This is a genomic window from Mitsuaria sp. GD03876 (assembly GCF_029840635.1).
In the GTDB taxonomy this organism is placed as follows: Bacteria; Pseudomonadota; Gammaproteobacteria; order Burkholderiales; family Burkholderiaceae_C; genus Roseateles.
The window spans coordinates 108786-127087 of record NZ_JAOCCU010000005.1 but is presented as its reverse complement, the minus strand read 5'-3'; the positions used below and the strand labels follow the sequence as shown (position 1 = coordinate 127087).

General features: G+C 69.8%; 17 protein-coding genes and 1 pseudogene. 10 read left to right on the top strand and 8 right to left on the bottom strand.

Features of this window, described 5'->3' with window-relative positions; translation table 11 throughout:
* Positions 1-89: 89 nt before the first annotated feature.
* Complete coding sequence (locus tag N5D62_RS05140) at positions 90-824, bottom strand: type II toxin-antitoxin system antitoxin SocA domain-containing protein (RefSeq protein ID WP_279756551.1); 735 nt, start codon at positions 822-824, stop codon at positions 90-92.
* A 175-nt stretch (positions 825-999) separates the two neighbouring features.
* On the opposite strand from N5D62_RS05140, the gene N5D62_RS05135 reads away from it, so the two are divergent.
* The 3 genes from N5D62_RS05135 (at position 1000) to clpB (ending at position 4576) form a co-directional block, all read left to right on the top strand.
* Positions 1000-1497, top strand: a complete 498-nt coding sequence (locus tag N5D62_RS05135; RefSeq protein ID WP_279756550.1) for a molybdenum cofactor biosynthesis protein MoaE — start codon at positions 1000-1002, stop codon at positions 1495-1497.
* Positions 1494-1874, top strand: coding sequence for a fluoride efflux transporter CrcB (crcB, locus tag N5D62_RS05130; RefSeq protein WP_279756549.1), 381 nt, complete (start codon positions 1494-1496; stop codon positions 1872-1874). Before N5D62_RS05135 ends, crcB begins: the two co-directional genes overlap by 4 nt.
* 89 nt (positions 1875-1963) lie before the next feature.
* The gene (gene clpB / locus N5D62_RS05125; RefSeq protein ID WP_279756548.1) at positions 1964-4576 is read left to right on the top strand and encodes an ATP-dependent chaperone ClpB; all 2613 of its coding nucleotides are present in this window, start codon (positions 1964-1966) and stop codon (positions 4574-4576) included.
* A 55-nt stretch (positions 4577-4631) separates the two neighbouring features.
* On the opposite strand, the gene N5D62_RS05120 is transcribed toward clpB, so the two are convergent.
* The 3 genes from N5D62_RS05120 to N5D62_RS05110 all read right to left on the bottom strand — a co-directional run bounded on the left by N5D62_RS05120 (position 4632) and on the right by N5D62_RS05110 (position 6604).
* On the bottom strand, positions 4632-5342 hold the full coding sequence (locus N5D62_RS05120; RefSeq protein ID WP_279756547.1) for a DUF599 domain-containing protein: 711 nt from the start codon (positions 5340-5342) through the stop codon (positions 4632-4634).
* Positions 5270-5767: a hypothetical protein gene (locus N5D62_RS05115; RefSeq protein WP_279756546.1), complete on the bottom strand. Its 498-nt coding sequence runs from the start codon at positions 5765-5767 to the stop codon at positions 5270-5272. Before N5D62_RS05115 ends, N5D62_RS05120 begins: the two co-directional genes overlap by 73 nt.
* A gap of 114 nt (positions 5768-5881) precedes the next feature.
* Complete coding sequence (locus N5D62_RS05110; RefSeq protein WP_279756545.1) at positions 5882-6604, bottom strand: pirin family protein; 723 nt, start codon at positions 6602-6604, stop codon at positions 5882-5884.
* A 121-nt stretch (positions 6605-6725) separates the two neighbouring features.
* On the opposite strand from N5D62_RS05110, the gene N5D62_RS05105 reads away from it, so the two are divergent.
* The 4 genes and pseudogenes from N5D62_RS05105 (at position 6726) to N5D62_RS05090 (ending at position 9378) form a co-directional block, all read left to right on the top strand.
* Positions 6726-7688, top strand: a complete 963-nt coding sequence (locus tag N5D62_RS05105) for a LysR substrate-binding domain-containing protein (protein ID WP_279756544.1) — start codon at positions 6726-6728, stop codon at positions 7686-7688.
* Positions 7685-8623 (top strand): tRNA glutamyl-Q(34) synthetase GluQRS, encoded by a 939-nt coding sequence (gene gluQRS, locus N5D62_RS05100; RefSeq protein ID WP_279756543.1) that lies wholly within the window; start codon positions 7685-7687, stop codon positions 8621-8623. The genes N5D62_RS05105 and gluQRS overlap by 4 nt, the downstream gene beginning before the upstream one ends.
* 29 nt (positions 8624-8652) lie before the next feature.
* Positions 8653-8997: pseudogene (locus tag N5D62_RS05095) on the top strand (FKBP-type peptidyl-prolyl cis-trans isomerase); the annotation flags it as partial.
* A 33-nt stretch (positions 8998-9030) separates the two neighbouring features.
* Positions 9031-9378, top strand: a complete 348-nt coding sequence (locus N5D62_RS05090) for an FKBP-type peptidyl-prolyl cis-trans isomerase (protein WP_279756619.1) — start codon at positions 9031-9033, stop codon at positions 9376-9378.
* A gap of 174 nt (positions 9379-9552) precedes the next feature.
* On the opposite strand, the gene mnmH is transcribed toward N5D62_RS05090, so the two are convergent.
* The 4 genes from mnmH to N5D62_RS05070 all read right to left on the bottom strand — a co-directional run bounded on the left by mnmH (position 9553) and on the right by N5D62_RS05070 (position 14983).
* Complete coding sequence (gene mnmH / locus N5D62_RS05085) at positions 9553-10620, bottom strand: tRNA 2-selenouridine(34) synthase MnmH (RefSeq protein ID WP_279756542.1); 1068 nt, start codon at positions 10618-10620, stop codon at positions 9553-9555.
* A complete protein-coding gene (locus N5D62_RS05080; protein ID WP_279756540.1) occupies positions 10617-13250 on the bottom strand; it encodes a [protein-PII] uridylyltransferase in 2634 nt (877 codons plus the stop codon). Before N5D62_RS05080 ends, mnmH begins: the two co-directional genes overlap by 4 nt.
* A gap of 16 nt (positions 13251-13266) precedes the next feature.
* Entirely contained in the window at positions 13267-14085 is an 819-nt protein-coding gene (gene map / locus N5D62_RS05075) for a type I methionyl aminopeptidase (RefSeq protein ID WP_279756539.1), read from the bottom strand.
* A gap of 70 nt (positions 14086-14155) precedes the next feature.
* Positions 14156-14983, bottom strand: a complete 828-nt coding sequence (locus tag N5D62_RS05070) for an undecaprenyl-diphosphate phosphatase (RefSeq protein WP_279756538.1) — start codon at positions 14981-14983, stop codon at positions 14156-14158.
* Positions 14984-15177: 194 nt separating this feature from the next.
* Here N5D62_RS05070 and N5D62_RS05065 point away from each other — a divergent pair, with 194 nt between their 5' ends.
* The 3 genes from N5D62_RS05065 to N5D62_RS05055 all read left to right on the top strand — a co-directional run bounded on the left by N5D62_RS05065 (position 15178) and on the right by N5D62_RS05055 (position 18202).
* Positions 15178-15876: a TetR/AcrR family transcriptional regulator gene (locus N5D62_RS05065; RefSeq protein WP_279756537.1), complete on the top strand. Its 699-nt coding sequence runs from the start codon at positions 15178-15180 to the stop codon at positions 15874-15876.
* Between the two features lie 48 nt (positions 15877-15924).
* Positions 15925-16578: a protein-L-isoaspartate O-methyltransferase gene (locus tag N5D62_RS05060; protein ID WP_279756536.1), complete on the top strand. Its 654-nt coding sequence runs from the start codon at positions 15925-15927 to the stop codon at positions 16576-16578.
* A gap of 256 nt (positions 16579-16834) precedes the next feature.
* A complete protein-coding gene (locus tag N5D62_RS05055; protein WP_279756535.1) occupies positions 16835-18202 on the top strand; it encodes a TolC family outer membrane protein in 1368 nt (455 codons plus the stop codon).
* Positions 18203-18302 lie beyond the last annotated feature (100 nt).

Here is an 18302-nt window from a genome sequence, read left to right as displayed (position 1 = left end):
CGTAGGGACGGCGTCGTCAAGGCGGCAGCAAGACCTGGCGCCGGGGTGTCAAGAAGGCATCAAGGAGTCCCGCGATCTGTCCCTGACGATCAGCGAGCGACCCATTGCTCCATGAGTTCGTCGAAGTCGCGAGCCAACTGGTTGTTCTCGGCGATCAGCGCGTCGATCCGCTGCTTCATCCGCAGGAGTTCGCCGTGAGCGCCGGATTTCAGCTGCATGACCTCCTCGGTGCTTTGGTTCTTGCCCATGCTGACCTCGAACGCGGTCTGGGCGATGCGCCTCGCTTCAGCGCAGGGGTCGGAAGCGCCGCCCTCCTTGCTCAGCTTCGTCATGATCCTGTCGAGGGTCTGCAGCGGAAACTCGTGATGAGTTCCCGTTGACGTCCTGAAGAACGCTTGCAGGGAGGTCTTGGGGATCAGGGCTTGGCAGCCCTCGTTGTCCGGAATGCCAGCGCGCGCGTCGATCCAAGGAGATTCCAGGTGCGTCATGTTGGACAGCGCCGCGGCGTCGTACTGCCCGTAGGCGCCGACCACTTCGCGCACGAGGTCGAAGCCCGCAGCCTCCTCAAGTGGCGTTTCCCATCGGGTCTCGATCGGGCGCCAGGCGTGGTCCTTGTACCTGGCATACAGGTCCGCCACGACCGGGCCCTTCTGCCATGCCTCGAAGTCGTCGGGAAACAGCTCGCGGTTCTTCGCGAGGCTGTATCCCTGCGCGTAGTAGCAGAGCTTCTGCACCTTCGCGGGGCTTGGACTCTCCTCGAAGTACTCGCGATGGCATTCGATGATCAGGCGATGCACGGCATCGAGTTGTGGGGAGATGGCCATGTCGTACCTTGAAGTGGAGCAGGCGCAAATCCTCGGGCGCCGGGCGTCCGTTCGAAATGGCTCGGGCAGGTGCGAATCGTCCCGGCGCCCACCGATGTGAATCGAATCGCCCACTTGAATCGGTGGCACGTGGCGAGCGCCTCGGCGGCCCGCGGCCCGATGCCACAATCTCCGGATGAACTCGCCCGTCCCCGCACGCCCACGCGTCTCCGTCCAGACCGAGGACTTCGATCTCTCGGCCGAGACGCTGGCGTTGCGCGCCGAGGACGGCGGCATCGGCGCCGTCGTGAGCTTCGTCGGCACGGTGCGCGACGGCGCCGACGGCACGCCGGTCTCGCTGATGGAGCTCGAGCACTACCCCGGCATGACCGAGGCCTCGATCGAATCGATGATCGACGAGGCCTTCCGGCGTTTCGACATCCGCGGCGCGCGGGTGATCCACCGCGTCGGCGCGCTGCGGCCGCGCGACCAGATCGTGCTGGTGCTGGTGAGCTCGCGGCACCGCGGCCAGGCCTTCGAGGCCTGCGAGTTCCTGATGGACTACTTGAAGACGCAGGCGCCGTTCTGGAAGAAGGAACACGGGCCGGACGGCGCCCGCTGGGTGGACGCGCGGGTCTCGGACGACGAGGCCCTCGCGCGCTGGGGGATCAACGTGGCGGGGAACGGTCGATGAGCTGGGTGCAGGTGGCGGCGGTGTCCGTCGGGGCGTCGGGCGGCGCGCTCGCGCGCTGGGGCGCGGGCGTGTGGCTGAACACGAAGTGGCAGGGCTTCCCGCTCGGGACGCTGATGGTGAACCTCATCGGCGGCTTCCTGATCGGCATGGCCCTCGAATGGTTCGGGCGCTATCCCGACGACCTGCTCAAGCTGCTGCTGGTGACCGGCTTCCTTGGCGGGCTGACGACCTTCTCCTCGTTCTCCGGGGAATCGCTGTCGCTGCTGCAGCGCGGGGAGTTCCTGATGGCGCTCGCGCATTCCGGCGCGCACGTCGTCGGATCGCTGGCCGCCGCTGCGGTCGGGCTCAAGGTCATGCGGATGCTGACGTCGGCTTGAGCGACTGGGCACGAGCCTTGCTGCGAAAGGCTGCTCTTGAAAATTAGGGCCACAGTCCTACCTGGGACCGCAACGGAGGTATTTCACCCATGCGAGTCGACAAGCTCACCACCCGATTCCAGGAAGCGCTGGCCGAGGCCCAAAGCCTCGCGGTGACCAGCGACAACCCCTACATCGAACCGGCCCACGTGCTGGCCGCGATGCTGGCCCAGGACGAGGGCCCCAAGGCGCTGCTGGAGCGCGCCGGCGTCAAGGTCCCGGCCCTCAAGGCCGCCACCGACACGCTGCTGGCCGGCCTGCCGCAGGTCCAGGGCGAGGGCCAGCAGGTCCAGCCCAGCCGGGACCTGGTCGGCCTGTTCCAGTCCGCCGAGAAGGAAGCCGCCAAGCGCGGCGACCACTTCATCGCCAGCGAGATGTTCCTGCTCGCGCTCGCCGACGCGAAGTCCGACTTCGCCGGCGTCGTGCGCGGCCACGGCCTGACCCGCAAGGCGCTGGAAACCGCCATCGAGGCGGTGCGCGGCGGCCAGAAGGTCGACAGCCAGGAAGCCGAAGGCAACCGCGAGGCGCTGAAGAAGTTCACGCTCGACCTGACCGAACGCGCCCGCCAGGGCAAGCTCGACCCGGTCATCGGCCGCGACGACGAGATCCGCCGCGCCATCCAGGTCCTGCAGCGGCGCAGCAAGAACAACCCGGTGCTCATCGGCGAACCCGGCGTCGGCAAGACCGCCATCGTCGAGGGCCTGGCCCAGCGCATCGTCAACGGCGAGGTGCCCGAGTCGCTCAAGGACAAGCGCGTCCTGGTGCTGGACATGGCCGGCCTGCTCGCGGGCGCCAAGTTCCGCGGCGAATTCGAGGAACGCCTCAAGTCCGTGCTCAAGGAAGTCGCCGCCGACGAGGGCCGCATCATCCTGTTCATCGACGAGATCCACACGATGGTCGGCGCCGGCAAGGCCGAGGGCGCCATCGACGCCGGCAACATGCTCAAGCCCGCGCTCGCCCGCGGCGAGCTGCACTGCATCGGCGCCACCACGCTGGACGAGTACCGCAAGTACGTCGAGAAGGACGCCGCGCTCGAGCGCCGCTTCCAGAAGGTGCTGGTCGACGAACCCAGCGTCGAGGCCACCATCGCCATCCTGCGCGGGCTGCAGGAGAAGTACGAGGTCCACCACGGCGTGGAGATCACCGACCCGGCCATCGTCGCCGCGGCCGAGCTCTCGCACCGCTACATCACCGACCGCTTCCTGCCCGACAAGGCCATCGACCTGATCGACGAGGCCGCCGCCAAGATCAAGATCGAGATCGACTCCAAGCCCGAGGCGATGGACCGGCTCGACCGCCGCATGATCCAGCTCAAGATCGAGCGCGAGGCCGTGCGCAAGGAGACCGACGAGGGCTCCCAGCGCCGCTTCACGCTGATCGAGGAGGAGCTGCTCAAGCTGCAGCGCGAGTACAACGACCTCGAGGAGATCTGGACCGCCGAGAAGGCGCAGGCGCAGGGCTCCGCCCACGTCAAGGAAGAGATCGACCGGATCAAGTTCCAGATCGAGGAGCTCAAGCGCAAGGGCGACTTCAACAAGGTCGCCGAGCTGCAGTACGGCAAGTTGCCCGAGCTGGAGAAGCGCCTGAACGAGGCCCAGGCCAAGGAAGCCGGCAAGGCCCGGGACAAGACCGTCCCGCAGCTGCTGCGCACGATGGTCGGCGCCGAGGAGATCGCCGAGGTCGTCGCCCGCGCCACCGGCATCCCGGTGTCCAAGCTGATGCAGGGCGAACGCGACAAGCTGCTCCAGATGGAGGGCAAGCTGCATGAGCGCGTCGTCGGCCAGGACGAGGCGATCGTCGCGGTCGCCGATGCGATCCGGCGCTCGCGCGCCGGCCTGTCCGACCCGAACCGGCCGCTGGGCAGTTTCCTGTTCCTGGGCCCGACGGGCGTGGGCAAGACCGAGCTGTGCAAGGCGCTGGCCGGTTTCCTGTTCGACAGCGAGGACCACCTGGTGCGCATCGACATGAGCGAGTTCATGGAGAAGCACTCGGTCAGCCGGCTGATCGGCGCGCCGCCGGGCTACGTCGGCTACGACGAGGGCGGCTACCTGACCGAGGCGGTGCGCCGCAAGCCCTACAGCGTGCTGCTGCTCGACGAGGTCGAGAAGGCGCATCCGGACGTGTTCAACGTGCTGCTGCAGGTGCTCGACGATGGCCGGCTGACCGACGGCCAGGGCCGCACCGTCGACTTCAAGAACTGCGTGATCGTGATGACGTCCAACCTGGGCTCGCAGCACATCATGGCCTTGCAGGGCGAACCCGAGGAGGTCATCCGCGAGGCCGTGTGGGGCGAGGTCAAGGCGCATTTCCGGCCCGAGTTCCTCAACCGCATCGACGAGACGGTGATCTTCCACGCGCTCGGCGCGACGCACATCAAGTCCATCGCCCGCATCCAGCTCAAGCAGCTGGAGCAGCGGCTCGAGAAGCTGGAGATGAAGCTCGACGTCAGCGACGAGGCGCTCGACGAGCTGGCCAAGGTCGGCTTCGATCCGGTCTTCGGCGCGCGGCCGCTCAAGCGCGCGATCCAGCAGCGCATCGAGAACCCGCTGTCCAAGCTGATCCTGCAGGGCCGCTTCGGCCCGAAGGACGTGATCCCGGTGAGCGTCGAGCACGCCCCGGGCGGCGAGCCGGGCGCGTTCAGCTTCGGTCGGGTCGTGCACTGACGACCGCCGCGGGCCGGCGGCGCGGCGGCCGGGTCCGCCCGGCCGGCCCCGGCGCTCAGGCCCGCAGCTTGGCCAGCACCTCGGAGCGGAACTCGCGCTGGTACAGCACGTAGACGACGCCGGCCGCGGCCAGCATCAGCGCCCATGGCGAGAAGAACCAACCCACCACCGGGAAGGCCAGGTAGTAGGCGCGCAAGCCGTCATTGAAGGCCTCGGCCGCCATGCCGACGACCGCGCCGGCGCGGTCGGCGAATTCCTCGCGCGCGCCGGGTTCCAGTTCCAGGAACTGGCTCGCCTCTGGCGCCGAGGCCACCAGCAGCGCGCCGAAGGTGTACTGGCGCATGCTCCAGGTGAAGCGGAAGAAGGCGTACACGAAGATGCCGGTCAGCAGCGCCAGCTTCAGGTCGAAGACCAGCGTGCTGGTCTTCACCGTGAACGGCAGGTCCAGCACCATCGCGCTGGTCTGTTCGCTGGCGCCCAGCGCCGCCAGCAGGCCGCCGATGATCAGGATGGTCGTCGAGGCGAAGAACGACGGGCTGGACAGCAGCGCCTGGCTGACCGCGCCGTCCAGCACCCGCATCTCGCGGTAGGTCAGCTGCAGCATCCACTGCCGCCGCACGCGGTTGGTGATCGCCAGCAGCGAGCCGCGCTCCTCGGCATGGCGCTTGGAGAACTGCGCGTAGCCGACCCAGGTCAGGAAGAACAGGCACAGCGCCACCCAGTCGAGCGGGGGGAGCGCTGCCAGCAGTTGTCGGAGCGATTGCATCGCGCCAGTGTAGGGTCGGCGCCGGACCAGACCTCGACCAGCTGCGGCGACTGCAGCAACGCCGCAGCGACCGACCCGGCCAGTCCCTTGACCACCGCGCCGAGGAAGCTGCCCTCGGCCGACGCCACGCCCAGGCCGGCCGGCCAATCGACCGCCGTCGGCTGCACCGCCAGGCTGAGGAACTGGCCGGTCGTGGGATCGAACAGGACATCGATCACCTGGCGGGCCGCGGTCACCCGGCCGATGACCGGCGGCGCGCGCTGTCCCGAGCCGTCCAGCCGGATGTGATGGTCCTCGGGCCATGCGTCCATCGACACCAGCAGCCGGGCCAGCGCCGTGAACAGGGAGAGGACGGAACCGGCGGCGGCCTCGGGGCCGGGATCCGGCGTGGCGTGGGCGGGCAGGGGCAGCGGACCAGACAGCATCGGCGCACTCCTTGAGGCGACGACCCGCCGCGACATGCGGCGGGTCTGCCCCGTGCAGGACGCCCCAGTGCCAGGCGCCGGAAGCGCGGTTCCGGCGCCGCGCCGGCGGGCGCGTCAGACCGGCAGGTCGAACACCAGCACCTCGGCGTCCTGGCCGGCGTCGATCGACACGCGGTCCTCCTTGGCCAGCTGCAGCGCGTCGCCGGCGGTCAGCGCCTCGCCGTTGACGCTCACCTGGCCGCGCACCACGTGCACGTAGCCCAGCCGGTCCGCGCCCAGCGGCAGCGTCGCGCGTTCATCGCCGTTGAACAGTCCGGCGTACAGCCGCGCGTCCTGGTGGAGGGACACCGAGTCCTGCGCCCCGTCCGGCGAGGCCACCAGGCGCAGGCGGCCGCGCTTGTCGGCGTCGGCGAAATGCTTCTGCTCGTAGCCCGGCGTCACGCCCTGGCGGTCCGGCATGACCCAGATCTGCAGGAAGTGGGTCTGGCCGTCCTTGGAGTGGTTGAACTCGCTGTGCATCACGCCGGTGCCGGCGCTCATGCGCTGCACGTCCCCGGGGCGGATCACGCCGGCGTTGGCGCCGCCGGGCTTGCCGTTGCCCATGCTGTCCTGGTGCGCCAGCTCGCCGCTGAGCACGTAGCTGATGATCTCCATGTCCCGGTGGCCGTGCGTGCCGAAGCCGGTGCCGCCGGCGATGCGGTCCTCGTTGATCACCCGCAGCGGACCGAAGCCCATGCGGCGCGGGTTGTAGTAGTCCGCGAACGAGAAGCTGTGGAAGCTCTTCAGCCAGCCGTGGTCCGCATAGCCGCGATCCGAGGACTTGATGACTTCACGCATTTGAATGCTCCTTGTCTGGCCCGTCGCCGGGCCGCTGTGTTTGCGATGGGTTCACTGTAGGCAAGGCCGCCTCCGTCGAGGGGGAGAGGCCTTGAAGCCAGCATTCAAATAAGATGAAGGGATGTCACAGCAAGACAAACGACGGGTGCTCACGCCCGAGGCGCTGGCCATGATGGACAGCATCGCGCGCAGCGGCAGCTTCGCGGCGGCGGCGCGGGAGATGGGCAAGGTGCCGTCGGCGCTGACCTACTCGGTGCGGCAGCTGGAGGACGCGCTGGACGTGCTGCTGTTCGATCGCAGTTCGCGCCAGGCGGTGCTGACGGCCGCCGGCCACGAGCTGCTGACCGAAGGCCGCCGGCTGCTGCAGGAGATGGATGCGGTCGCCAACCGCGTCAAGCGCGTGGCCACCGGCTGGGAGAGCGAACTCACGATCGCCTTCGACGACGCCATCGCCCGGCGCGCGATCTTCGACCTGATGGAAGCCTTCTACCAGCAGGCCGAGGACGGCAAGCCGCCGCCCACTCGGCTCAAGCTGCGCACCGAGGTGCTGTCGGGCACCTGGGAGGCGCTGATCTCCGGCCAGGCCGACCTGGCGATCGGCACCAGCGCGCAGCCGCCGGGCAGCTCGGTGGTCTGCGAGGTGCTGGGGCCGATGGAGATGGTCTTCTGCGTCGCGCCGCACCATCCGCTGGCGCCGTTCGAGGGCGTGCTGACCTCGGCCGAGATCGCGCGGCACCGCATCGTCGCGGTCGCGGACACGGCGCGCAGCCTGGCGCCGATCACGGTGGGCGTGGTGCCCGGGCAGGAGGTGCTGACGGTGCCGTCGATGGCGATCAAGCTCGAGGCGATGCTGCGCGGCCTGGGCGTGGGCTCGCTGCCGACGCCGATGGTGCGCCGGCACGTCGACGCGGGACGCCTGGTGATGAAGGAGACCTTCCAGGGCAAGCGGATCTCGCCGATGCATTACGCATGGCGCAACACCGGCCACCGGCCGGCCAAGGCGCTCGCCTGGTGGCTGGAGCGGCTCAAGAGCGAGGCGACGCGCCGCTCGCTGCTGGAGCAGCACGAGGGCCTGCTGCTGTGAGCGAGGCGCCGGCAGCCCGGCGGTACGTCGGACGCTTCGCGCCGTCGCCGACCGGGCCGCTGCACGAGGGCTCGCTGGTCGCCGCGCTGGCGAGCTGGCTCGACGCCCGCGCGCACGGCGGGCGCTGGCTGATCCGCGTCGAGGACGTCGACGGTCCCCGCTGTCCGCCGGGCGCGGACGCCACGGTGCTGTCGCAGCTCGCCCAGGTGCGCCTGCTGCCCGATGCGCCGCCGGTGTGGCAGTCCCGGCGCGGCGCGGCCTACCAGGCGGCGCTGGAGCGCCTGGTCGCGGCCGGCTGGGCCTATCCCTGCGGCTGCTCGCGCAAGGACATCGCCGAGGCGATCGCGGCGCGCGGCGAGCGCAAGTCGCGGCACGGGGAACTCGTCTATCCGGGCACCTGCCGCCATGGCCTGGGCGGCAAGCCCGCGCGGGCCTGGCGGCTGCGCAGCACCGCCACCGTCGAGGACGACGCGCCGCTGCGGATCGATTGGCGGGACCGGCGGCTCGGCGCGCAGTCGCAGGACCTGACCGACGAGGTGGGCGACTTCGTCCTGAAGCGCGCCGACGGGCTTTGGGCCTACCAGCTGGCGGTGGTCGTCGACGACGGCTGGCAGGGCGTCACCGACGTCGTGCGCGGCGAGGACCTCGCCGACAACACGCCGCGCCAGGTCCGCCTCCAGCAGCTGCTGGGGCTGCCGACGCCGCGCTACCTGCACACGCCGCTGGTGCTGGGCGAGAACGGGGAAAAGCTCTCCAAGCAGAACGGCGCCCGGGCGCTGGACCTGGCCGACCCGCTGGCGGCGCTGCGCCGCGCGGGCGCGCGGCTGGGCCTGCCGCCGAGCGCGGCCGGCGCGATGTCCGACTGGCTGGCGCACGCCGTACAGGCGTGGGGCGCGCGCCAGCGCACCGAACAGGGCCTTCAACGGCTGGCATGATCGCGGTTTTGCTTGTGAGGAACCCTCCGATGAAAACGACCGACAGCGGCCTGCAATACGACGACACCACGCCGGGCACCGGCGCCACCGCCCGCGCCGGCCAGGACGTGAAGGTTCATTACACCGGCTGGTTGTTCAAGGACGGCCAGAAGGGCACGAAGTTCGACTCCAGCAAGGACCGCGGCGAGCCGTTCGAGTTCGAACTCGACGGCGGCATGGTCATCAAGGGCTGGGACGAAGGCGTGCAGGGCATGCAGGTCGGCGGCACGCGCGTGCTGGTCATCCCGCCGCAGCTGGGCTACGGCGCGCGTGGCGCGGGCGGCGTGATCCCGCCGAACGCGACGCTGATGTTCGAGGTGGAGCTGCTGGGCGTGTCCGGCGGCGCCGAGCCGCTGACGCTGGGCAACCTGGCCAAGACCGCCAGCGGCCTGCAGTTCGAGGACGTCAAGAAAGGCGAGGGCGCCGTCGCCGAGGCCGGCAAGCGCGTCACCGTCCACTACACCGGCTGGCTCTACAAGGACGGCCAGCGCGGCCGCAAGTTCGACTCGTCCAAGGACCGCCGCGATCCGTTCCGCTTCCACCTGGGCGCGGGCGAGGTCATCAAGGGCTGGGACGAGGGCGTGCAAGGCATGAAGGTCGGCGGCACCCGCTTCCTGGTGATCCCGTCGGAACTCGGCTACGGCGCGTACGGCGCCGGCGGCGTGATCCCGCCGCACGCGACGCTGCTGTTCGAAGTGGAACTGCTGGCCGTCTGAGCGGACTCGGGGGACCCTCACCCCCCGCCCTCTCCCGCGGTGCGGGAGAGGGAGTCATGTGGGACCGGCTCGCTATCGTGGAATGGCCAACGCGGTCTCCCGCAACTCCCTCTCCCGCACTGCGGGAGAGGGCCGGGGTGAGGGTCGCCGAAGGACCTCGGCGAGGACCTTGCCTTACTCGCCAGCCAACGCGATGAGCTGCTCCGCGGTCCGACGGGTCTCGTCGGCACTGCCGTCCAGCAGCGTGAGCCGCGGCGCGTCGGCAAGTCGCGGAAAGTGATTCGTCAGCGAGCGCTCATAACCCGGGTCGTAGTGATCCCGCATCAGTTCGCCGAAGACTTCGGCCCACTGGCCGTCCCGCGCCATTCCCTGCCAGCGCTGCACCCGCTCCCGGCCGCGCAGCGCGACCAGCCCGCCGATGAGCGCGTTGAAGCCTTCCGGATCCGCCCGGAAGTGCGCGTAGTCCTCCAGCAGCAGCTGGACGCGCCCCGCCTCGGGCATGTCGATCCAGACGCAGCGCCCGTGCTGGCGCAGCCGCAGGTGCAGCGCCTCGGGCGTCTGCACCCCGCCGATCTTGCGGCTCTCGCTCTCGACGAACACCGGCCGTGACGGGTCCAGCGCCACCAGCGCCTGCCACAGCGCGGTATCGAAGGCCTTCTGCCCCGGCTGCGGCTGGTCGGGCAGGGCGCCCAGCACCGAGCCGCGATGCCGCGCCAGCGCTTCGAGATCCAGCACCTGCGCCCCCGCGCCCGCGAGCGCGTGCAGCAGCCGCGTCTTGCCGGAGCCGGTGCGGCCGCACAGCACGACGAAGTCGAAGCGCGCCGGCTGCTCCGCCAGCGTCTTGATGACCTCGCCGCGGAAGGCCTTGTAGCCGCCGACCAGCTGCAGCGACTTGAAGCCGATCTGGTTCAGGAACCAGTTCATCGCGCCCGAGCGCTGGCCGCCTCGCCAGCAATAGACGAGCGGCCGCCAATGCTTCTGCATCAGCGGCCGGTTGGCATCGAGGTGCGCGGCGATGTTGCGCGCCACCAGCGCCGCGCCGAGCTTGCGGGCCTCCAGCGGATCCTGCTTGTAGAGCGTGCCGACGACGCGGCGCTCCTCGTCGTCGAGCACCGGCCAGTTGATCGCGCCGGGCAGCCGGTCCTCGGCGAACTCGCCGGGCGAGCGCACGTCGATGACGGTGCTGAACCCGCCGAGCCGGGCGAAGGCCTCGGCCGACGGGATGACGTGGTACTGGCTCATTGGACGGCGAGGGCGTCCAGCAGCTCGCCTTCGATCTGCAGTTGGAGGCGGCTCTGCTGCAGGGCCGCGCCGTCGAGCAGGAAGGTGTCCTCCACGCGCTCGCCCAGCGTCGACACCTTGGCCAGCTGCAGGTTGATGCCATGGCGCGCCAGCACCCGCGCGATCGCGTACAGCAGGCCCGCGCGGTCGGTCGCGCTGACCGACAGCAGCCAGCGCTGGGCGCGTTCGTCGGGCCGCAGCGACAGGCGCGGCGTGAAGGGGAAGCTCTTGACCCGCCGCGACAGCCGGCCCTTGCGCGGTTCCGGCAGCGGGCCCGGCGCGACCAGCGCCTGGCCGAGCTTGGACTCGACCAGTGCGGTCAGGTCGCGGTGGTGCAGGTCCAGTTCCGGCGCGATGACCTGGAAGGTGTCCAGCGCATACCCGGTGCGGGTCGTGTGCACCTTGGCATCCAGGATGTTGAAGCCGGCGCCGTCGAAGTAGCCGCAGATGCGCGCGAACAGGTCCTGCTGGTCGCGGGCGTAGACCAGCACCTGCAGCCCTTCGCCGACCGGCGACGGCCGCGCGCGCACCACCGGCGCCTCGCCCGCGACATGGCGCCACAGCGCGCGCGCGTGCCAGGCCAGGTCCGGCGCGTCATGCCGCGCGAAGTAGCTCAGGTCCAGCGTCTTCCACAACGCGTCCTCGGTGCCCGGCAGTTGTGCCTTGAGCGCCAGTTCCTGCCGCGCCTCCTGCTTGCGCGCCTCGATCTCGGCGGCCATGTTCAGCTTGGCGCCGCCGAGCGCGCGCAGCGTCAGCCGGTACAGGTCCTCGAGCAGCTTGCCCTTCCAGGCGTTCCAGACCTTGGGCCCGGTGCCGCGGATGTCGGCCACGGTGAGCAGGTACAGCGCCGTCAGCGTGCGCTCGTCCTTGACCAGGGCGGCGAAGTGCTGGATGACCTCGGGATCGGACAGGTCCTCCTTCTGCGCGACCCGCGACATCGTCAGATGATGCTCGACCAGGAACACCACCAGCGCCGCGTCCGCCTTGGACAGCCCGTGCGCGCGGCAGAAGCGCCTGGCCTCGACCGCGCCGAGATCCGAGTGGTCGCCGCCGCGGCCCTTGGCGATGTCGTGGAACAGCGCGGCGATGTAGAGCAGCGCCGGCCGGTCGACCTGCGCCGCCAGCTGCGAGCAGAACGGGTACTCGTGCGTGTGCTCCGGGATGAAGAAGCGCCGGATGTTGCGCAGCACCATCAGGATGTGCTGGTCCACCGTGTAGACGTGGAACAGGTCGTGCTGCATCTGCCCGACGATGCGCCGGAACACCCACAGGTAGCGCCCCAGCACCGAGGTCTGGTTCATCAAGCGGAACGCGTGGGTTTGGCCCTGCGGTTCCTCCAGAATGCGCATGAACATCGCGCGGTTGGCCGGATCGCGCCGGAACGCGCTGTTCATCAGGCCGCGCGCGTTGTACAGCGCGCGCAGCGTCTTGGCCGACAGCCCCTTGATGCCGGGCGTCTGCTGGTAGATCAGGAAGGTCTCGAGGATCGCGTGCGGCTCGCGCTCGTACAGGTCGTCGGCGGCGATCTCCAGCATGCCGCTGCGCTCCAGGAAGCGCTCGTTGACCGGGCGGCGCTCGTTGCCGCTGGTGCCGTTGATCTGCTCCTCCAGGTTGAGCAGCGTGATCTGGTTGAGCTGCGTGACCGCCTTGGCCGCCCAGTAGTAGCGGCGCATCAGCTTCTCGGAGGCCCGCAGCGAGCGCGTCGACGCGTAGCCGAAGCTCTCCGCCACGGCCGTCTGCAGGTCGAAGACCAGCCGGTCCTCGCGCCGGCGGGCCGCCAGGTGCAGCTGGCAGCGGATCGTCTTGAGCACGCCCTCGTTGCGCTGCAGCTGGCGGGCCTCGAACGGCGTGATCAAGCCCTTGGCCGCGAGCTGGGGCCAGGTCTTGCCCAGGCCCGCGCCGCGCGCGATCCAGATCAGCACCTGCAGGTCGCGCAGGCCGCCGGGGCTTTCCTTGCAGTTGGGCTCGAGCGCGTAGGGCGTCTCTTCGTACTTCGTGTGGCGCTGGCGCATCTCCAGCGTCTTGGCGCGCATGAACGCGCGAGGATCCAGCGCCGCGTGGAAGGCCAGGTCGAAGCGCCGCACCAGCGGCCGCGCGCCAGCCAGCCAGCGCGATTCCAGCAGCGAGGTCTGGATCGTGACGTCGCCGGCGGCCTCGTCCAGGCATTCCTGGACGCTGCGCACCGAGGAGCCGATCTCCAGCCCGATGTCCCAGCAGGCGGTGATGAAGGCCTCGATCGCGCGCTTGAGCGGGCCGGGCTGGTCGGGCGTGACGCCGTCGGGCAGGGCGTCCGGCAGCAGCAGCAGGACGTCGACGTCCGAATGCGGGAACAGCTCGCCGCGCCCGTAGCCGCCGACGGCGACCAGCGCCGCCTGCGGCGCGGCCGCGGCGATGCCGGACTCGGTCCACAGCGCGCGCAAGGTGGCGTCGACATGGCGAGCGAGCTGCCGCATCAGCCGCGTGGCGGCGGAGACGCTGGTCCCGGCGGCCGCGAAGTCCTCGAGCAGCGCCTGCTTGCCGGCCTTGAAGCGCTGGCGCAGTTCGGCGACCGGCAACGCGTCGCCGGCCTCGCCGGGCGTCCTGGCGTTCATGGGCGGCCCGCGGCGGTCAGGCCGGGACGGCCTGCGGCTGCACGAAGGCCGGCGGCGGCGGCGTGCCGGCCGATTGCGTCAGGATCTCGAAGCCGGTGTCGGTGACCAGCACCGTGTGCTCCCACTGCGCCGACAGCGACCGGTCCTTGGTGACGATGGTCCAGCCGTCGCCCATCTCGCGGATCTCGCGCCGGCCGGCGTTGATCATCGGCTCGATGGTGAAGACCATGCCGGGCACCAGCTCCTCGAGCGTGCCGGGGCGGCCGTAGTGCAGGACCTGCGGCTCCTCGTGGAACTTCTGGCCGATGCCGTGGCCGCAGAACTCGCGCACGATGCTGAAGCCGGCGTTCTCGGCGAAGGTCTGGATCGCATGGCCGATGTCGCCCAGGCGCGCGCCCGGCTTGACCTTCTGGATGCCTTTCCACATCGCCTCGTAGGTGAACGAGCACAGCCGCTTGGCCGCGATCGAGCCCTCGCCGACGACGAACATGCGGCTGGTGTCGCCATGCCAGCCGTCCTTGATCACCGTCACGTCGATGTTGACGATGTCGCCGTTCTTCAGCGGGCGGTCGTTGGGGATGCCGTGGCAGACCTGGTGGTTGATCGAGGTGCAGATCGACTTCGGGTACGGCGTGTAGCCCGGCGGCTGGTAGTGCAGCGGGGCGGGAATGCCTTGCTGCACGTTCACGATGTAGTCGTGGGCCAGCTTGTCGAGGTGGTCGGTGGAGACGCCCGGCTTGACGTGCGGCGTCAGCATGTCCAGCACCTCGGACGCCAGGCGCCCGGCGATGCGCATGGCGTCGATGTCGGCGCCGGTCTTGATCGTGATGGTCATAGGGCCGGCATTTTAGGCGTTCGGCCATCCCCGCGCAGGGGGGATGGCGTCAGCGGGCGTTGGGGACGGCTCAGTCCGCCCAGACGATCGCGCCGGTGTACGCGGTGACCAGCACCACGATGCCGAAGGCGATCCGGTACCAGGCGAACGGCGTGAAGCTGTGGCTGGCGATGTAGCGCAGCAGCCAGCGCACGCAGATCCAGGCGCTGACGAAGGAGAAGAACAACCCCACCGCGAACAGCGGGATGTCCGCCGTCGACAGCACCGAGCGCTCCTTGTACAGGCTGTACAGGCCGGCGCCGATCAGCGTCGGGATGGCCAGGAAGAAGCTGAAATCGGTCGCCGCCTTGCGCGACAGGCCCAGCAGCATGCCGCCGATGATGGTCGCGCCCGAGCGGCTGGTGCCCGGCACCATCGCCAGGCACTGCACCAGGCCGACCTTGAGCGCGTCCAGCGGCGTCATCTGGTCGACGTCTTGGATCCGCACCGCGGACTGCTGGCGGCGCTCCGCCCACAGGATGATCACGCCCCCCACGATGAAGGTGCTGGCCACCACGACGGGGGTGAACAGATGTTCCTTGATCACCTTGCCGAACAGCAGGCCCAGCACCACCGCCGGCAGGAAACCGATCGCCACGTTCAGCACGAAGCGCCGCGCGCGCACGTCGCTGCCCAGGCCCGCGGCCGTCTCGCGCAGACGCTGCCAGTACACGATCACCACCGCCAGGATCGCACCCGTCTGGATGGCGATGTCGAACACCTTGCCCCGCGCATCCTCGAAACCGCCCAGCAGCGAACCCGCCAGGATCAGGTGGCCGGTCGACGAGATCGGCAAGAATTCGGTCAGGCCCTCCACGATCCCCATGATCGCGGCCTTGATCAGCAGCACAGTGTCCAAACTTCGACTCCAACTTGCCGCCTCGCTCAGGGGTGGAGGCGGGTCGGCGCGGATCATAGCCGTGGCGCGAACAGGGTTTGTTGCAGTGCGGTAAGGGACAGGGCGCGGTCCGCGCGTGACTTCCGTCTTGACCAGGGCAAAAGCCGACGGATACATTACTGACCGGTTAGTCAGTTAGTAGTCCCCCATCCCTCATGCCTCGCGCTTCCGCCAAGACCACCGCCTCGCCGGCCCCTGCCTCCGCCCGTCAGCGGCGCAAGGAGGCGCGGCCGCAGGAGTTGCTCGAGGCCGCGCTCGCGCTGTTCGTGGAGAAGGGCTTCGCCGCCACCCGGTCGGAGGAGGTCGCCGTCAAGGCCGGCGTGTCCAAGGGCACGCTCTACCTCTATTACCCCTCCAAGGAGGAACTCTTCAAGGCGGTGGTGCGGGAGGCCCTCGGCACCAAGATCGCCGAAGGGGTGTCGGAGCTCGGCAAGCACCAGGGCTCGATGGCGGAACTGCTGACCTGGATGCTGTGGAGCTGGTGGGAACGCATGGGCCTGACCCCCGCCGGCGGCATCCACAAGATCATGATGAGCGAGGCCCGCAACTTCCCCGAGCTGGCCGCCTTCTACAACGACGAGGTCATCGAGCCCAGCTGCGAGCTGCTGGCCGAGGTCGTGCGCCGGGGCATCGCCTCGGGCGAGTTCCGGTCAGTGGACCCCGACGCGGCGGTCATGGTGCTGATCGGTCCGGTGCTGCACCTGGTGCTGCATCAGCACTCGATCGGCGCGGCCGGCGTGACCCACGACCACAAGTGCACGCCCGAGCAGGTGCTGACGCTGCAGCTCGAACTCATGTTCGAGGGACTTCTCAACCGCCCCCGGGATCGGCCCGCGCCCCGGCTGCCCGCCTAGAATACCGCCCGCATTCGGCGTGCCATGGGGCCGCCAGAGGACCTGAACATGAACTTCGAACAAGCCCGCTTCAACATGATCGAACAGCAGATCCGTCCGTGGGATGTGCTGGATCCCTCGGTGCTGGCCCTGCTGGCCGTCGTCAAGCGCGAGGACTTCGTGCCGGCCGCCTACCGCAACGTGGCGTTCACCGACGTCGAGCTGCCGCTGGCCAACGGCCAGAAGATGCTGCCCCCGCGCGTCGAGGCCCGTTGGATGCAGGAACTGCAGATCGAGCGCCACGAGAAGGTGCTGGAGATCGGCACCGGCAGCGGCTACATGGCCGCGCTGCTGGGCCACAAGGCGCAGCAGGTGTTCAGCGTGGAGAAGGACGCGGCGCTGGCCGGCGCCGCCCGCGACGCGCTGCGCCGCAACGGCGTGCTCAACGTGACGGTGGTCGAGGGCGACGGCACGAAGGGCCTGCCCGGCGAGGCGCCGTTCGACGTGATCCTGCTGTCGGGCTCGGTGCCGCAGGCGCCGCAGGCGCTGCTGGAGCAGCTCAAGATCGGCGGCCGCATGGGCGTGATCGTCGGCGACGAGCCGGCGATGACGGCCCGCATCGTGACCCGCACCGGCGAGCGCGAGTTCACGACGAAGAACCTGTTCGAGACCGTCGTGCAGCGCCTGGACGGCTTCGACACCGGCTCGCATTTCACGTTCTGAGGGATGCGGCGCGCCGGGCGGTTCCAGCATTCCGTCGCGCCGTATTGCCGACAGGGGGTGCGAAGACTGCAGGTCGTCGCATTTCTTTCGAGACAGACGGGAGAGGTGATCTATAACCTCGCCCGCGGCACCGGAGCCGAGGTCGGCGCAGTCCGACCCGCCGGTGCCAGGAAACTGAATCCCGGCCGCGGCGCGTCCGCGGCCGGTTCGCAGTTGGACCGATCCGAAGAACATCACATCGACACGAGGATGCCTCATGGCTGCTGACCGCCGTACGTCTCCGATCTCCCGTCTGCCGCGGGTCTCGCTTCTGGCCGCGGCGCTCGCGCTGGCGACCGGGGCGGTCCAGGCGCAGAGCCTGCAAGAGCTGTACGACGCGGCCCGCGCCTACGACGCCACCTACCTGGCGGCGCGCGCGGTGGCGGACTCGGCGCAGTACCGCTACGGCCAGGCGCAGGCGCTGGCGCGCCCGTCGGTGGGCCTGGGCATCGGCGCCACGCGCAACGAGACCGACCTGCCCACCGTCGGCACCGCCGCGGGCCCGGTGAACCCGGGCTGGCAGGGCAGCACGACCAGCAATGCCGGCCTGAGCGCCAAGTACGCGATCTTCAACCGCCCCAACGCCGGCAGCATCGAGCAGGCGCGCCTGGGCGTCGACGTCGCGCAGTCCGACCTGGCCACGGCGGAGCAGGACCTGATCGTCCGCGTGGCGCAGGCCTACTTCGACGTGCTGGCGGCCAAGGACACGCTGTCCACCTCCAGCGCCAACAAGGCGGCGATCGCCGAGCAACTGGCCTCGGCCAAGCGCAATTTCGAGGTCGGCACCGCGACCATCACCGACACCCGCGAAGCGCAGGCGCGCTACGACCTGGCGACCGCCCAGGAACTCGCCGCCGACAACGACCTGCGCGTCAAGCGCGTGACGCTGGACCAGCTGGTCGGCCGCGCCGGCGTCGAGCCGCGCCCGCTGGCGGTGCCGGTGGCGCTGCCGCCGGTGGCGCCGTCCACGGTCGAGCCCTGGGTCACGCAGGCCGAGGGCGGCCATCCGGCCATCCGCAAGGCGCAGCTGGGCCTGGACATCGCCAAGATCGAGATCGAGCGCGCCCAGGGCGCCCGCTACCCGACCGTCGACCTGAACGCGACGCTGGGCGTGCAGCGCCAGACCGGCGAAGGCGTCAGCTACAGCGGCACCGCCAAGACGGGCACGCTGGGCGTGTCGGTGAACCTGCCGGTCTACAGCGGCGGCGCGATCACCAACCGCATCAAGGAAACGATGGCGCTGGAGGAGAAGTCCCGCAACGACCTCGACTTCGCCCGCCGCAGCGTCGAGGAAGGCACCAAGCGCGCCTTCTTCGGCGTGCAGTCGCTGCAGGCGCAGGTGAAGGCCTACGAGGCCGCCGAGGCGTCCTCCAAGCTGGCCCTGGAGGCGACGCAGCTGGGCTACAAGGTCGGCGTGCGCGTCAACCTGGACGTGCTCAACGCGCAGACGCAGCTGTACACGACGCAACGCGACCTGGCCAAGGCCCGCTACGACGTGCTCGTGAACAGCCTGAAGCTGCGCCAGGCCTCCGGCCAGCTGCGCCCCGAGGACGTCTCCGCGATCAACACGCTGCTGGCGCGCTGAGCCCGCCGGCTCGCGCCGCGCCCATCGAAGGCCGCCTCCGGGCGGCCTTCGTGCATCCGGTTCACAAGTGACAGGTCTTGCGCGCCGCAGGCGCGACAAT